This window comes from Rhodobacter sp. P1_C2 (assembly GCF_056406375.1).
On sequence record NZ_JBFUAG010000011.1, the window covers coordinates 168,626 to 184,147 of the forward strand.

General features: G+C 66.0%; 15 protein-coding genes and 1 pseudogene. 6 read left to right on the plus strand and 10 right to left on the minus strand.

All coding sequences use genetic code 11. The annotated features are described in order from the left end of the window. Together AC1DZT_RS18915 and AC1DZT_RS18920 are read right to left on the minus strand one after the other, a co-directional pair. A complete protein-coding gene (locus AC1DZT_RS18915; RefSeq protein ID WP_478008201.1) occupies positions 1-465 on the minus strand; it encodes a nuclear transport factor 2 family protein in 465 nt (154 codons plus the stop codon). Between the two features lie 54 nt (positions 466-519). After that, the gene (locus AC1DZT_RS18920) at positions 520-1,068 is read right to left on the minus strand and encodes a carboxymuconolactone decarboxylase family protein (RefSeq protein WP_478008202.1); all 549 of its coding nucleotides are present in this window, start codon (positions 1,066-1,068) and stop codon (positions 520-522) included. A 119-nt stretch (positions 1,069-1,187) separates the two neighbouring features. On the opposite strand from AC1DZT_RS18920, the gene AC1DZT_RS18925 reads away from it, so the two are divergent. Next, a complete protein-coding gene (locus AC1DZT_RS18925; protein ID WP_478008203.1) occupies positions 1,188-2,093 on the plus strand; it encodes a LysR family transcriptional regulator in 906 nt (301 codons plus the stop codon). Here the strand turns inward: AC1DZT_RS18925 and AC1DZT_RS18930 are convergent. Both AC1DZT_RS18930 and AC1DZT_RS18935 read right to left on the minus strand, forming a co-directional pair. Beyond that, the gene (locus AC1DZT_RS18930; protein WP_478008204.1) at positions 2,090-4,606 is read right to left on the minus strand and encodes a CoA transferase; all 2,517 of its coding nucleotides are present in this window, start codon (positions 4,604-4,606) and stop codon (positions 2,090-2,092) included. The two genes, AC1DZT_RS18925 and AC1DZT_RS18930, sit on opposite strands and share 4 nt — an antisense overlap. A 4-nt stretch (positions 4,607-4,610) precedes the next feature. Then, positions 4,611-6,296: a GMC family oxidoreductase gene (locus AC1DZT_RS18935; protein WP_478008205.1), complete on the minus strand. Its 1,686-nt coding sequence runs from the start codon at positions 6,294-6,296 to the stop codon at positions 4,611-4,613. A 152-nt stretch (positions 6,297-6,448) separates the two neighbouring features. On the opposite strand from AC1DZT_RS18935, the gene AC1DZT_RS18940 reads away from it, so the two are divergent. After that, complete coding sequence (locus AC1DZT_RS18940) at positions 6,449-7,333, plus strand: LysR family transcriptional regulator (RefSeq protein ID WP_478008206.1); 885 nt, start codon at positions 6,449-6,451, stop codon at positions 7,331-7,333. Positions 7,334-7,499: 166 nt separating this feature from the next. After that, complete coding sequence (locus tag AC1DZT_RS18945; protein ID WP_478008207.1) at positions 7,500-8,306, plus strand: transglutaminase-like domain-containing protein; 807 nt, start codon at positions 7,500-7,502, stop codon at positions 8,304-8,306. Positions 8,307-8,415: 109 nt separating this feature from the next. On the opposite strand, the gene AC1DZT_RS18950 is transcribed toward AC1DZT_RS18945, so the two are convergent. Continuing rightward, positions 8,416-8,880 carry an Lrp/AsnC family transcriptional regulator gene (locus AC1DZT_RS18950; RefSeq protein WP_478008208.1) on the minus strand — a complete coding sequence of 155 codons (465 nt, stop codon included), beginning with the start codon at positions 8,878-8,880 and terminating at the stop codon, positions 8,416-8,418. 131 nt (positions 8,881-9,011) lie between these two features. Between AC1DZT_RS18950 and ald the strand changes: the two genes are divergently transcribed. Further along, complete coding sequence (ald, locus tag AC1DZT_RS18955; RefSeq protein ID WP_478008209.1) at positions 9,012-10,130, plus strand: alanine dehydrogenase; 1,119 nt, start codon at positions 9,012-9,014, stop codon at positions 10,128-10,130. A gap of 42 nt (positions 10,131-10,172) precedes the next feature. Here the strand turns inward: ald and mscL are convergent, their stop codons facing one another. Together mscL and AC1DZT_RS18965 are read right to left on the minus strand one after the other, a co-directional pair. Next, a complete protein-coding gene (gene mscL / locus AC1DZT_RS18960) occupies positions 10,173-10,601 on the minus strand; it encodes a large conductance mechanosensitive channel protein MscL (protein ID WP_478008210.1) in 429 nt (142 codons plus the stop codon). Positions 10,602-10,724: 123 nt separating this feature from the next. Next, on the minus strand, positions 10,725-11,363 hold the full coding sequence (locus AC1DZT_RS18965; RefSeq protein WP_478008211.1) for a ribonuclease T2 family protein: 639 nt from the start codon (positions 11,361-11,363) through the stop codon (positions 10,725-10,727). A 126-nt stretch (positions 11,364-11,489) separates the two neighbouring features. On the opposite strand from AC1DZT_RS18965, the gene AC1DZT_RS18970 reads away from it, so the two are divergent. After that, positions 11,490-12,230 carry a DUF1013 domain-containing protein gene (locus tag AC1DZT_RS18970; protein WP_478008212.1) on the plus strand — a complete coding sequence of 247 codons (741 nt, stop codon included), beginning with the start codon at positions 11,490-11,492 and terminating at the stop codon, positions 12,228-12,230. A gap of 189 nt (positions 12,231-12,419) precedes the next feature. Further along, entirely contained in the window at positions 12,420-14,060 is a 1,641-nt protein-coding gene (locus AC1DZT_RS18975) for a M10 family metallopeptidase C-terminal domain-containing protein (protein ID WP_478008213.1), read from the plus strand. A 19-nt stretch (positions 14,061-14,079) separates the two neighbouring features. Here AC1DZT_RS18975 and recR read toward each other — a convergent pair whose 3' ends face one another. From recR to AC1DZT_RS18990, 3 genes and pseudogenes are all read right to left on the minus strand, one after another. Further along, entirely contained in the window at positions 14,080-14,679 is a 600-nt protein-coding gene (gene recR, locus AC1DZT_RS18980; protein ID WP_478008214.1) for a recombination mediator RecR, read from the minus strand. A 111-nt stretch (positions 14,680-14,790) separates the two neighbouring features. Further along, entirely contained in the window at positions 14,791-15,135 is a 345-nt protein-coding gene (locus tag AC1DZT_RS18985) for a YbaB/EbfC family nucleoid-associated protein (RefSeq protein ID WP_478002984.1), read from the minus strand. 161 nt (positions 15,136-15,296) lie between these two features. After that, positions 15,297-15,522: pseudogene (locus AC1DZT_RS18990) on the minus strand (IS1595 family transposase); the annotation flags it as partial.

Consider the following 15,522-nt stretch of genomic DNA (forward strand, 5'->3'; position numbering starts at 1 on the left):
TCATAATCCCAATGCAGACAGGCCCGGGTGGTCGCCCGGCCTTTGGCCGAGCGGCCAGTGGAACTTGCGGTCGGCTTCGGCAATCGCCAGATCGTTGATCGAGGCATGGCGGTGCGACATCAGGCCTTCACCGTCAAACTGCCAGTTCTCATTGCCATAGCTGCGAAACCATTGGCCTGCGGCATCGTGCCATTCATAGGCAAAGCGCACGGCGATCCGGGCGCCTTCGAAGGCCCAGACCTCCTTGATCAGGCGGTAGTCGAGCTCGCGTTCCCATTTGCGGGTCAGGAACGCGGCAATCTCGGCGCGGCCGGTCAGGAACTCGGCCCGGTTGCGCCATTGGCTGGCTTCCGTATAGGCGAGGGCGACGCGCGCCGGATCGCGGGAGTTCCAGGCATCCTCGGCCATGCGGGCCTTCTGGACGGCGGTTTCGAACGAAAAGGGCGGTAGGGGCGGACGGGGCATGGCTTCTCCTTCGGGGGTGGGGCGCCGCCCGTGGCAGGCGGCGCCGGGAGGGGATCAGGCGGCGAGGGCCGGGGCGACCGGGAAGTCGATCACGGTTTCGGCGACCTCGTTGACATAGTTGGTCAGGGTGTTCAGCGCGACATGCAGAACGATTTCAACAACTTGCGCATCGGTGTAGCCGGCGGTCTTGACGGCTGCGAGTTCGGCGTCGTTCACATGGCCGCGGGCCTTGGTCACGGCGACGGCAAAGCGGACGGCGGCATCGGCCTTGGCATCGTTGGAATGGCCCTTGCGGTTGGCGAGGATCTCGGCGTCATCCAGCTTGGCGAGGTTCTTGCCCAGATAGCTGTGCGCCGACAGGCAATAGGAACAGCCGTTGAACTCGCCCACCGCCAGCGCGATCCGCTCGCGGGTCTGGGCCGGCAGGCTGCCCTTGGCCAGGGCGCCCGAGAGGCCGAGGTAGCCTTCCAGGGCCGCCGGGCTGTTGGCGATGACGCGGAACAGGTTCGGCACGACGCCGAGCTGCTTGTTCACCGCCTCCAGCGCGGGTTGGGCGGCAACGGGGGCTTCGGCGATCGAGGCGGGGGTGGCGATGCGGGTCATGTCTTTCTCCATATGCTGTCAGGCCGTGGTGGCGCTGTGACCCTGAGATAGCCCCTTTCATTTTATGCGCATATTGGGCAATATCGGTGCGTGACATTCCATATTTCGGAAGGCATCCGATGGACCGGTTCGACGCGATGGCGGTTTTGCTGCGGGTGGTGGAGGAGGGTTCCTTCTCGGCCGCGGGGCGGAAGCTGGGCCTGCCCCTGACCACGGTCAGCCGCAAGATCGCCGATCTGGAGCGGCATCTGGGCGCGCGTCTGGTGGTGCGTTCGAACCGCAGCGCCAGCCTGACCGAGGCGGGGCAGGCCTATGTCGCGGCGAGCAGGCGCATCCTCGATGCGGTGGCCGAGGCGGAGATGGCGGCCTCCGGCGCCTATAGCGTCGCGCGGGGGGAGCTGACGGTGACCGCGCCCGTGGTCTTTGGCCGGCTGCATGTGCTGCCGGTGGTGACGGAATTTCTGGCCGCCTATCCGGAGATCGACCTGCGGCTGATGCTGGCCGACCGGTTCCTGCATCTGCATGACGATCACGTCGATCTGGCGGTGCGGATCGGCAGCCTGCCCGACAGCAGCCTGACGGCGGCGCGGGTCGGTGCGGTCAGGCTGGTCAGCTGTGCCAGCCCTGCCTACCTTGGCACCGCAGGCAGACCCAAAGTGCCGCAGGATCTGACCCGACATCGCTGCATCACCTTCGGCAGCTTCGGCAGGGTGGACCGCTGGGGCTTTTCCGCCGCCGGGGCAGAGGATTCGGTGGCGGTGCGCTCGCGCTTGATGGTCAATACCGCCGAGGCGGCGATTGATGCATCGGTGGCGGGCCTTGGGGTGACGCGGGTCCTGTCCTACCAGATGGCCGCGGCGCAGGCCGCCGGGCAGCTGGAGGTGGTGCTGCAGGCCTATGAGCCCGCGGCCCTGCCGGTCAATCTGGTCTTCGACGCGCAGGGCGCCCTGCCCCAAAAGCTGCGCGCCTTCGTGGATTTTGCCACGCCGCGCTTGCGGGCGCGGCTGGCGGCGCTTCAGGCCTAGCTGGGCAGGTATTCCTGGCTCCAGCTGTCGCTGATCGTGCCCTGGGCGATCAGCCGGTCGATCTCTGCCGCGTCATAGCCAAGGGACAAAAGCACCGCCCTTGTCGAGGCGCCGTATTTTTCGGCCGAGGCGAGGGCGAAGATGCGGCCGCGCCTTGGCCTTACGGCGCAGGGGTCCAGAAGGGTGACGCCCCGCCCACTCGGATGGTCGGCAAAGCGCGAGAAGGCATAGCTGTCGGGCCCAAGCCCCGGGGTGCCATCGGCGGGGCGCGTCGTCTCGGCCCGGATCGTGGCGAGGCTGCCGCAAAGTGCTCCCCCGACATCGACGCCCTGCAACCGCGCCAGCCAGTCGGCGGCGGGGGCGCTGGCGAAGGCCCGGGTCAGAAGGTCCTGCCGCGCCGCCTCGTCCAGCGCGGGCAGCGCCTCTAGCCCCGGCAGGCGGGCAAGGCGCGGCAGGTCGGAGGCCTCTGCCGCCAGCATGATCCAGCGGTCGGCGGTCTGGTACAGATGAGTGAGCGCGCCGCTGCCCATCGCATCGGGGCCCGAGGGCTCGTCGAAGGGCCTGCGCCCGATATAGTCATGCGCGAAGGGGATCTGCGCCAGCCCGCTCAACGCCGAAAGCGAGGTGCGGGGGCGGCCGATCCGTCCGGTGCGGGCCTTCTGGTAAAGCGCCGCGCCGATTCCCAGCGCCGCGCCAAAGCCGCACATCACGTCGATCGTGCCGACATGGGCATGTTCCTCGGGCGTCTGCATCGAGCCGCCAAAGCGCAGCATGATGCCGGTGGCGGCCTGCACGAGGTCGTCATAGCCGAGGTAATCGGTGCGCGGACCCTTGCGGACCCCGCCGAAGCAATCAAGCTGGCAGAAGATCGCCTTGGGGTTCAGCGCGGCCAAGGCCTCGGCATCCAGACCCATCGCCGTCACCTGGCGGTCGGTGGCATTCCAGACCACGACATCGACCGACTTCACCAGCGCCTCGAACAGCGCCCGCCCGTCGCCGGGGGTGATGTCGGCGAGGATCGACTGCTTGCCGCGCATATGGGTCATGCCGAAGATCACCGTGTTCCAGCAGTCGAACAGCGGGGTTGCGGGGTCGAGCTTGATCACCTCGGCGCCGAAGCGGGCGAGATAGGCCGCCGAATGCGGCCCGGCGATGACATTGCAGAGGTCGAGCACGCGCAGACCCTCAAGCCAGCCCTTGCCGGGTTGGTCCGCCACCGGTGGGCGCGGGGTGTGGACGCGCTGCAGGGCGGCCAGAGCCTCCGCCGCCGAAACCTCGCGGCGCGGGGCGGGGGTCAGCGTGGCTTCGCCGCTTTCGGCGAGCCAGGCCATCGGGCCGGGCTGGATCATCGAGCCGTAAACCGGGTCTTCGACCTCGATCATCAGGCCTGTGACAGCGGCGTGGTCGTCGCTGATCCACTCCGACAGCCATTTTTGCGGCGCGCCGGGGAAGCGGCCCTTGCCGAAGATCCGCTCCCATTCCTTGGCGGTGCGGGTCAGGAACACTGCCTTCATCCGGTCGCCGATCCGGTCCGCCCAGGCCTTGGGCAGGGGATAGACCCCCAGCGAGACATCCGAGGACCACTCCGCCGCGGGAAGGTAGGTGTCAGGCTCCTCCCGCAGGCCCTCGGCCACCAGATCGTCATAGAGCCCGAGGGTTTGCAGGCAGCGTTTGGCATGGTGGCGATGGCTGGGGCAGACGACGTAGAACATCCGCCCGTCGCGGCACATGTAGCTGCGGTAAAAGGGGTCGAGGAATTCCTGCAGGTCCTGGTAGCTCACGTTCATCGGGAGGCCCTCGGCGCGGCGGCGGTCGATCTCGCGCTCGCGCTGGGTCTGGTAGCGCAGGGGATAGTTCTCGATCAGGAGGGAGTTGTAGCTGAGCCCCTCCATCACCGCGCTGGCCAGCGGCACCTCGATCTGGTCGCCAAGGCCGGAAGCCTCGCGCGCCTGCAGGGCCATGACCGCCGCCGAAGCCGCCAGCATCGTGCCATAGGCCGAGGCGAGGGGCAGCGGCGTGTAGCAGGGGTTCCTTCCCATCAGGACCCGGTTCAACCCCATGTCGGTGAAGACGCCGGAGGCGGCGGCGATCACCCCTTCAAAGGCGCGCCAGTCGCGGCGCAGCTGATCCTCCGAGGCGAAGCCGGGGATCGAGACGGTGATGAGGTCGGGCCGTTCCGCCCTCAGAAGGGCTGGATCAAGGCCCAGCCGCGCCATCACGCCGGGGCGGAAATTCTCGACGAGGATATCGGCGCAGGCGATCAGGGCGCGGGCCTCGGCCAGACCCGCGGCGGTTTTCAGGTCCAGCGTCAGACAAAGCTTGTTGCGCATCAGCACGGCATTGGCCGGGTTGTCCCAGCGCGGCCCGCCCGGCGGGTCGATGTGGACCACCGTGGCGCCCAGATCGCCGAGGATCATCGCCACGGCGGGGCCTGCGATATACTGGCCGAAATCCACCACCGTGACGCCGGAAAGGGGAAGGGTTGAGCGGTCCATCGAAGTCATCTCTGTCATGGGATCAGGCCTTTGCATCTTCCAGGATCAGCCGCGCGGCCTTTTCGGCGATCATCAGGGTCGGGGCATTGGTGTTGCCGCTGGTGATATTGGGCATGACGCCGGCATCGACGACGCGCAGGCCCTCGATGCCGCGCAGGCGCAGGCGGCTGTCGACCACGGCCATCGGGTCATCGGCCCGGCCCATCTTGGTCGTGCCGGTCGGGTGGAAGATCGTGCTCGCGATATCGCCGGCCAGCTTGGCCAGTTCGGCATCGGTCTGGAACTGGACGCCGGGCTTGAACTCTTCCGGCTGGTAGGGGGCGAGCGCCTTTTGCGCGACGATCTGGCGGATCTGCCTTATGCTTTGGGCCGCGATCCGGCGGTCTTCCTCGGTCGCAAGGTAGTTCGGGGCGATGGCGGGGGCATCGCTGGCCCGGGCCGAGCGGATGCGGACATGGCCCCGGCTGGTGGGATTGAGGTTGCAGACGCTGGCGGTAAAGGCGGGGAAGGCGTGGAGCGGGTCGCCGAAGGCATCGAGGCTCAGGGGCTGGACATGGTATTGCAGGTTGGCATGGGGCTGGCCCGGGTCCGACCGGGTGAAGGCGCCAAGCTGGCTGGGCGACATGCTCATCGGGCCGCTGCGCAACAGGGCATATTCCAGCCCGATCCGCGCCTTGCCGATCAGGGAATTGGCCAGCGTGTTCAGGGTCTTGGCCCCTTTCAGCTTGAAGACGGCGCGGATTTGCAGATGGTCCTGCAGGTTTTCGCCCACGCCGGGCAGATCGCGTTCCACCGCAATGCCAAGGCCTTGCAGCAGGGCCGCCGGGCCCACGCCCGACAGCTGCAGGATCTGCGGCGAGCCGATGGCGCCTGCGGACAGGATCACCTCGCGCCGGGCGGTGACGCTGAGCCTTTGCCCCTTGCGGGTCAGGCTGACGCCCGTGCAGCTTTTGCGGCCCTGGGCGTCGGTGGTGAACAGCAGCTTTTCGGCCTGCGCCTCGGTCCAGATCGTCAGGTTCTGGCGGTTCCGCGCCGGGCGCAGGAAGGCCTTGGAGGTATTCCAGCGCCAGCCCGACCGCTGGTTCACGTCGAAATAGCCGACGCCCTCGTTGTCGCCGGTGTTGAAATCCGGGGTGCGGGCGATGCCGGTCTGGGTCGCGGCCTCGGCAAAGGCGTCGAGGATGTCCCAGCGCAGGCGCTGCTTTTCGATCCGCCATTCGCCGCCATGGCCGTGCAGGTCGGAAAACCGGGCATTGGCGCCGGGGCCGGGTGCGGGCTCGGCGCCGCAGTCGAGTTTGTAATGGTCCTCATGCGCCTTGAAATCGGGCAGGACATTGTCCCAGGCCCAGCCCTGATCCCCCGTCACCGCGGCCCAGCCGTCATAATCGCGCGCCTGACCGCGCATGTAGATCATGCCGTTGATCGAGGAGCAGCCGCCCAGCGTCTTGCCGCGCGGATAGCGCAGGATGCGGCCGTTGAGCCCGGCTTCGGGCTCGGTCTGGTAAAGCCAGTCGGTGCGCGGATTGCCGATGCAATAGAGATAGCCGACCGGGATATGAATCCAGGGGTAAGTGTCGCGCGTCCCGGCCTCGAGCAGGAGAACCCGCTTGGCAGGGTCGGCGGACAGGCGGTTGGCCAGAAGGCAACCGGCGGAACCGGCGCCGATGATGACATAGTCGAAGGCGGGCGAAGGGTCTGGCTGGGACATGAAAGCTTCCGCTGGGGTCTGGGCCGACTGAGCCATTGATGGGCCAGAGAGACAGCAATTCCGGGTCGCTGAAAAGGCCGGAAAGTTTCATTGACTCATCAATTATTTCGATGAAGAACGGATGCGGCCCCGTCGCGGCCGAGGTCCCGGACATGCATGATCTTCCGCCCCTGAAAGCCCTGCGCGCCTTTGATGCCTGCATCCGGCTTGGCAGTTTCACCCGCGCCGCGGCCGAGCTGAACGTGGGCCAGCCGGCGATCAGTCATCAAATTCAGGCGCTGGAACAGGACCTCGGGCTGGCGCTCTTCGACAGGCGGGGGGCGCAGGCGGTGCCGACCGATCTGGCGCTGGCCTATCACCGCAGCGTGGCCTCCGCCTTCGAGGATCTGGCGCGCGCGACGCGGACCCTGCGCAAGGCGGCGGGTCCTGCGGGGTTGAGCCTGGTGACCTATCCCGGGATCGCGATGTTCTGGCTGATGCCGCGCCTCGCCCGTCTGCGCACTCTCGCCCCCGACCTGCCGGTGCGGGTGACGACGGCCGAGCGCGACCGCGACATGCAGATGGACATGGTGGATTGCGCCATCCTCTTCGGCGATGGCCATTGGCCGGGGTTCGAAAGCCTGGCCCTGATCCCCGAAGCCGTGGTGCCGGTGGCGGCCCCGGCGCTGGCCGCAAGGATGCAGGGCTGGTCGCGCCGCGAGGTGCTGGAGCGGGGGCCGCTCATCCACCTCGATTCCGCCGATCAGCGCTGGTTCGGCTGGCGCGACTGGCAGCGCGACAGGGCGCCCGAGGTGCGCCAGCTTGAGACCGGGGTGCAGGTAACCAACCACGGCATCGCGCTGCACCAGACGCTGATGGGGCAGGGAATCTCGCTGGGCTGGCTCGGGGTGATCGACGACATGATCGCCAATGGCCTGCTGGTGGCGCTGGACAAGGTGCCGCTGACCTCGGCGCGCGGCTATCATCTGGTGGCACGGCCGGGCTTCCTGACCTCGCAGATCGGCGGGCTTCTGGGCGGGGTCCTGACCGCCGCGTAAGGCCGGGCCCCCTGTGCGGCGGCTGCCGCGATGCCTCATTTCCGGGCATATCGCGCATTTCCGGGGCGCGCCGACTTATTTGAGGGGTCTTTGGCCCCGAATGCGCCTAAGCAGGACGGGCAGACTGCCCAAGCCCCCTTGGAGCGGCATTTTTGAAAGGCCTTTCATGCTCATTCGCTATGGTTACGATATCACCGTCTCTTGCCCGCAGGACACGCCGATGATCTCGATGATGTCGGTGCGCGACGAGCGGCGGGATGATCTGCGGATGCAGGCCGCCATCGTGACCACGCCGCAGGTGCCGACGACGACCTACCGCGACATGTTCGGCAACACCTGCCGCCGCTTCGTGGCACCAGCGGGGCTGTTTTCGCTGCGGGCCGATTGCACGATCGAATCCGGTGCGCTGGCCGATCCGGTGATGCCCTGGCTGAAGGAAACGCCCATCGCCGAAGTGCCGGACGAGGCGGTGGTCTATCTTCTGGGCAGCCGCTATTGCGAGACCGACAAGCTGAGCCAGTTCGCCTGGGACATGTTCGGTCAGACCACGCCCGGCTGGTCGCGGGTGCAGGCGATCTGCGACTATGTCCACAACCACATCAAGTTCAATTACATGAACGCCCGCGTCACCCGCACCGCCTTTGAGGGCTGGCAGGAGGGCACCGGGGTCTGCCGCGACTTCGCCCATCTGGCGATCACGCTCTGCCGCTGCATGAACATCCCGACCCGCTATGTGAACGGATACCTCGGCGATATCGGCGTGCCGGTCACCGGGCCGATGGATTTCGCGGCCTGGATGGAATGCTATCTGGACGGCCAATGGGTCACCTTCGATCCGCGCAACAACAAGCCGCGGATCGGGCGGATCGTGGTGGCCTATGGCCGCGATGCGGCGGATGTGCCGCTGATCCATTCCTTCGGCGCGCATGTGCTGCAGAAGTTCACCGTCTGGACGGACGAAATACCGGGCTGAGGCGGGGAGACCGCCCGGGCGGGGCCCCGAATTTTCTGCGAAAATTCAATCGGATCACGAATTTTCTGCGAAAATTCGCTGGGAATTTTTCGCAGAAAAATTGTGAGCGTCAGACGGCGAGCGCCGTGGTCTGCACCACGGTGCGCAGCGCGAAAGAGCTTTGCATCTGGCGCACGCCGGGCAGGCGGCTGAGAAACCGGCGGTGGATGCGGGCGAAATCTTCGGTATCCTCGGCCATGATCTTGATCAGGTAATCCGCCGTCCCCGCCATCAGGTGACATTCCAGGATGTCGGGGATGCGCGCCACCTCGCGCTCGAAAGCGTCGAGCAGCTCTTCGGCCTGGGATTGCAGGGTGATCTCGACGAAGACCGTTGTTGGGCGCCCCATCTTGCGGGCGTCGAGCAGGGCGACATAGGCCGCGATGAAACCATCCTCCTCCAGCCGCTGCACCCGCCGGTGGCAGGCCGAGGCGGAGAGGTTCACCCTTTCGGACAATTCGGCATTGGTGATCCGGCTGTCCTTTTGCAGGACCCCCAGAATGCGCCTGTCGATTGCGTCAAGTTCCTCTGACATGGGAAATCCTCTCACCTTTTGCCGGATATGCAGGATAATCTACCGTTTCTCTGCATCGCTGCCAGCGAAATATGGACCGATCGGCAGGCAAATGGCGCGAAGCTGGGCCATAGCCCATGGGAGGGAAAGCTATGAAGATCGGTTGCCCGAAAGAGATCAAACCACAGGAATTCCGCGTCGGCATGACGCCCAATGCCGCAAGGGAGGCGGTGAACCGCGGCCATCAGGTCATGGTCGAGACCAATGCCGGCGTGGGTGCCGGCTTTGCCGATGCCGATTATGTCGCGGCCGGCGCCACGATCCTCGCCACGGCGGAGGAGGTCTTTGCCGCCGCCGAGATGATCGTCAAGGTCAAGGAACCGCAACCGGTGGAGCGCAAGCGTCTGCGCGAAGGTCAGGTTCTCTTCACCTATCTGCACCTCGCCCCCGATCCGGAGCAGACGGCGGACCTGCTCGCCTCCGGTGTCACGGCGATCGCTTATGAGACGGTGACCGATGACCGCGGCGGATTGCCTTTGCTCGCGCCGATGTCTGAGGTGGCAGGACGGCTTGCGCCGCAGGTTGGCGCCTGGACGCTGCAGAAGGCCAATGGCGGGCGGGGAGTCCTCCTCGGCGGCGTGCCGGGCGTGCTGCCGGGCAAGGTGCTGGTGATCGGCGGCGGGGTGGTCGGCACCCATGCGGCCAAGGTCGCGGCGGGGATGGGGGCGGATGTCACCGTGCTCGACCGTTCGGTCAACCGGCTGCGCTATCTCGACGATGTCTTCGGCGGCCAGTTCAAGAACGGCTATGCCGATGCGGCGACCACGATCGAACTGGCCCGTCAGGCCGATCTGATCATCGGCGCCGTGCTGATCCCGGGAGCGGCGGCGCCCAAGCTGATCTCGAAGGCGCAGCTTTCGGAGCTCAAGCCCGGGGCGGCGCTGGTCGATGTGGCCATCGATCAGGGTGGCTGTTTCGAGACGAGCCATGCCACCACCCACCAGGACCCGGTCTATGCCGTGGACGGGATCATGCATTACTGCGTGGCCAACATGCCGGGGGCGGTGGCGCGGACCTCGACCCTCGCGCTTGGCAATGCGACCATGCCCTTCATGCTGGCCCTGGCCGACAAGGGTTGGAAGAAGGCCTGTGCCGAGGACAAGCACCTTCTGGCGGGCCTCAACGTCCATGCCGGCAAGCTGACCTATGCAGCGGTGGGGGTGGCACTCGGCCTGCCCACCATCACGGCGGCCGAGGCGCTGAAGCTCTGAAGCCCATAGCAAAAGGCCCCGGGACTGCCGGGGCCTTTTGACTTATTTCTGCAGCGAGTCGCGGATCTGCATCAGCACGTCCAGCTCGGTCGGGCCGGTCGGTGCTGCGGGCAGCGGCGGGGCCTTCCTGATGGCGGCATCCTTCATCCGGTTCACCGCCTTGACCAGCAGGAAGACGACGAAGGCGATGATCAGGAAATTGATCACGGCGGTGATGAAGGCGCCATAGGCAAAGACCGCGGCCCCGGCGTCACGCGCCACCTGCAGGCCCGCACTTGCCGGCACCGTGCCCTTGAGCACGACATACATGTTGGAGAAATCGATGCCGCCCAGGATCAAACCGATGATCGGGTTGATCAGGTCATCGACGAGCGATTTGACGATGGCGGTGAAGGCGGCGCCGATGATGATCCCCACGGCGAGATCCATCACATTGCCCTTGGCAATGAAATCTCTGAACTCTTTGATCATAGCCTGTCCCTTGCTGTAAGGCGGCCTTTGTGGCCGTTCCTGTTGCGCTGCGTTGAAGCGCAGCTGCCTTCATCATGACACAAGTGCCGGATTTGATTAACGGGGAAAATGCCGCCCGGCAGATCAGCGCACGGCGTCGAGTTCGGCGGCGGGAAGGCTGCAGGCGCGCAGGTCCGGGCCGCAGGCGCGCGGGGAGAGGTCCTTGTCCAGGCAGATTCGCACCTCCTGGATCATCGCGTCCTTGCAGGTCACGGCGATATCCTCGGGCGCCAGCTGCGGGTTGCTTTCGAGGAAGGCGGATTCGATCACCCCCGGCGCCACCCTCAGATCGCGGGTGACCTTGGCAAAGAGCGGCGGCACGGTCACCGCATCCCGCGCCTTGCGCATCGCGGCGAAATAGCTGGCCGCCTCGAGCCCTGTACACCGGCCATGCGTCTTCCATTCATGCCAGGCGAGGCCCGCGCCGCCCATCAGGTCGGCCATGGCGGCGGTTTCGGCCCGGCTCGGGTCGGCGGCGCCGGTCCGGCAGGCGGAAGGGTAGCCGCCCTTGTCATATTGCGGCCAGAGCCCGTGCAGCGTGAAGGTCAGGCCCAGCCCCGCATCGCATTGCGGATCGCCCCGGGAATCACCCGTCTGCGCGCACCAGTTGGGCGACCAGGACAGGGCCAGAACGTAGTAATCGAAGTCTCCGCCGCGCCCGCTTTCGGCTTTTGCGCCCCCGGCCAGCAAAACCAGCGACAGCCCCAGGGCAATAAGGCGCATTTGGCACTTTCCTCGCAAAAAGAATTTCACTATAGCGGGCGGGACTTCCCCCTGAAAACGAGAAGATCGCGGCTCCGGTCGCAGCCGTTTTCCCGGCTTGGGAAAGATTTGTAAAGGAGTGATCCGATGACAAAGCCGCTGATGTCCAAGGCCACCGCCGTCTGGCTGGTGGACAACACCACGCTCAGCTTCCGCCAGATCGCTGATTTCTGCGGCATGCACGAGCTTGAAGTGCAAGGCATCGCCGATGGCGACGTGGCGACCGGCGTGAAAGGGTTCGATCCCGTGTCCAACAACCAGCTGGACCCGATCGAGATCGAGCGCGGTCAGAAAGACCCGCTCTACAAGCTGAAGCTGAAGTTCAACCAATCCGCCGTCGGCGAGGAAAAGCGCCGGGGCCCGCGTTATACGCCGCTGTCCAAGCGTCAGGACCGCCCGGCCGCCATCCTCTGGCTGGTCAAGTTCCACCCCGAACTGTCGGATGGCGCGATCGGCAAGCTCGTCGGCACCACCAAGCCCACCATCCAGGCGATCCGCGAGCGCACCCACTGGAACATCGGCCAGATCACCCCGATCGACCCGGTGGCCCTGGGCCTGTGCAAACAGTCCGAGCTTGACGCCGCTGTTCAGGTGGCCGCCCGCCGCAAGGCCGCCGAAGGTGTCGTGATGTCGGATGACGAGCGTCGCAAGCTCGTCTCGACCGAACAGTCGCTGGGCATGTCTGAAGAGCCGAAGATCCCCTCGGGCCTCGACGCCTTCACCCGCCAAGACGAGCGCCCGCGCGAGACGAAGCCCGCCGACTTCTCGGATGCCGAAAGCTTCTTCAACCTGCCGCAGGGTGACGATGACGAGGACGACGACGAATAAGGTCGCGCCCCTCCGCCTCTGCCGACACAGCCCGCGCCCGAAAGCGCGGGCTTTTTCATAAAATTCAACCTATAAGTGCGCCTCTTTGCAGGCAAAACCCCTTCGCGGTGGTTGACCTGCTGCATCGGCCCGTGTTTTCTGGCCCCATTGCCGGGGGGAAGCCCCGATCTCAGCTTGGAACGGAGCATTATGGCCAGACTGATTGAAACCTCCGATGCGCCGGAAACCGTGCTGACCCCCTATATGATGCAGGTCGGGGATGAATTCTTCGGCAAGACCAGCGTCGGCAGGTCGGATTGGGTCGGGGTGACGCTGGTCGCGGGCCATACCTATACCTTCGGCTCGGTGGGCCTCGGGGCGCGCAAGACCGGTGTGACCAATACCGAGCTGTTCCTGCACAATGCCTCCGGCTCGGCCATCGCCTTTGATGACAACAGCGGCCCGGGAAAAAGCAGCAGCCTGACCTTCACCGCCACCACCAGCGGCACCTATTTCATCGAGGTCAAATCCCTCGCCGGCGTGGCCGAGGGGAGTTACGGCCTCGCCCTGACCGAGGGCAGCCGGGTCAGCTACGGGGTCGAGATGGGGGCGGCGGAGCTTTACCGCCCTGGCCTGTCCTGGGCCGCGGCGCCGCAGACCGCCACCACCGTGACCTGGGGCTTCCGTTTTAGCGGGCCTGCGACCGATGCGAGCGGCGATGCCGCGCCCTTCCACCGGCTGACCCTGGCGCAGCAGCACGCGACCGAATATGCGCTGGCCAATTTCTCGGAAGTGGCCAATATCACCTTCCAGCAGGTCAATCCGGGCGGTTTCACCAACCAGGCGACGATCCTCGTCGGCGCCTATACCTCGACCAGCGACGGGGCGGGGGCCTATGCGATGTATCCCGGCTCGACCCTGGCCAGCGCGGGCGCGGGGGATCTGTGGATCAACACGGATTCGGTCAATGGCAGCAAGATCGCGATGGGCAGCTACAGCCAGTTCGTCTTTCTGCACGAGCTTGGCCATGCGATGGGTCTGGCCCATCCCGGCGATTACAACGCCGCCCCCGGGGTGACGATCACCTATGACAACAGCGCGCAATTCAGCGAAGACAGCGCGCAATACACGGTGATGAGCTATTTCGACGCGATCGATACCGAGGCCGGCGCGCCGAAATCCTATGCCGATACGCTGATGATGTATGACATCTACGCGCTGCAGCAGCTTTATGGCGTCAACTCTGCCGCCCATGCCGGCAATGACAGCTATGGCTTCCGCAGCACGGTCGGGGGCGCCTATGACTTCACCGCCAACAAGACGCCCCTGCTCTGCATCTGGGATGGCGCCGGCAAGGACACGCTGAACCTTTCGGGCTTTTCGCAGGCCCAGCGGATCGACCTGAACGCCGGGCATTTTTCGGATGTGGGCGGCTACAAGGGCAATGTCTCGATCGCGCTGGGCTGCGTGATCGAAAATGCGGTCGGCGGCGCGGGTTCGGATGTGATCATCGGCACCAGTGGCATCAACCGCCTGTTCGGCCGCGGCGGCGATGACACGCTGATCGGCAGTGGCGGCAATGACCGGCTGACCGGCGACGGTGGTGCCGACACATTCGTCTTCAGCGCGGGGTCGGGCAAGGACATCGTCAATGACTTCGACGGCGTGCTGGATGTGCTGAGCCTGGCGTCCTCTCTCTGGGGTGGCGTGGTGAAGACGGCGGCGGACGTGGTCAGTGACTTTGCCCGCATGGTCGACACCCATGTCGTGCTGGATTTCGGCGCCGATGAGATTGCGCTGGTCAACCTGCACAGCACGACGGGACTGGCCGGGCATATCCTGATCGCCTGAGCCCTTTGCGCCGGCCCGCTCAGATCCCGCGCCGGGCGCGCAGGGCCGCGCCGATGGTGCCGTCGTCGAGATAGTCGAGCTCGCCGCCGATCGGCACGCCCTGCGCCAGCGAGGTGATCCTGACCCCGGTGGTCTGCAGCGCGTCCGAGATGTAATGCGCCGTGGTCTGGCCGTCGACCGTGGCATTCAGCGCCAGGATCACCTCGCGCAAGCCCTCGGTCCTGACCCGCTCGATCAGGTCGGGAATCCGCAGCTCCTCCGGCCCGATGGAATCGAGCGCCGAGAGCGTTCCGCCCAGCACATGATAGCGCCCCTTGAAGGCGCGGCTGCGCTCCATCGCCCAGAGGTCGGCCACATCCTGCACCACGCAGATCTCGCCCGTCGCCCGCGCCGGATCGGCGCAGATCGCGCAGAGGTCCGAGGTGCCGATATTGCCGCAGATCCGGCAATCGCGCGCCGAAAGCGCCACCCCAGCCAGGGCCTGGGCCAGAGGCGCCATCAGCCCCTCGCGCCGCTTGAGCATGGCCAGCACCGCGCGGCGCGCCGAACGCGGCCCGAGGCCGGGCAGGCGGGCCATCAGGTCGATCAGGGCTTCAATGTCGCGCGGGGTTTCGGTCATGGGTTTCGGATCACTCTGTCAGGGCGGCGCTCTGCGGACCCGGCTGGGGGGCTGCCTGCCCCCCAGACCCCCCGGGGATATTTCCGTCTGGATGAAGGGGGGCGGGCTACGTCAGATCGGGAGTTTGAAATCGGCGGGCAGGCCCATCGCCTCGCCCAGTTTGGCCATTTCCTGCTGGCTGCGGGCGGCGGCCTTGGCTTGGGCGTCGCGCAGGGCGGCGATGATCAGGTCCTCGACGACCTCTTTCTCCGAGGCGACGAGGATCGAAGGGTCGATGTCGAGCCCGGTGATCTCGCCCTTGGCGGTGGCGCGGGCCTTGACCAGACCGGCGCCGGATTCGCCGATCACGACGATCCGCGCCAGCTGTTCCTGCAGCTCGCCCATCTTGCCCTGCACTTCCTGTGCAGCCTTCATCATCTTGGCCATGTCGCCAATGGCGCCCAAACCTTTCAGCATCGGCTTCTCCTTTTGTTCCGAGAATAGAGATAAGCGGGGCAGGGGCGCGGGGCAAGGGTCAGGCTATCACGCCCCTCTCGCCACAGCTCCCTGCAAGGCGCAAGGCGGGAAAAACGAGAACGACCGCCGGGGCGGGGTGGAATTTTCGCAGAGGGTCTTGACTAGCAGAGGGGGTTTTTCCGGCAGATTTCGAGGAGAAGCCGGGTGAGATCCTCGCCCCGATTGTTGTACCTGAACTCGCACTCCTTCAAGTGCAGAGAAAAGGTGGCGGGGCTGATGCCGCGGAACCTGGCGAGGCGGGTCTTGGCATAGCCCCAGAAGGCCTCGATGCCATTGATATGGACTTCGCCACGCACGAATTCGTCGCGGCCATGGTCGACGCGGACA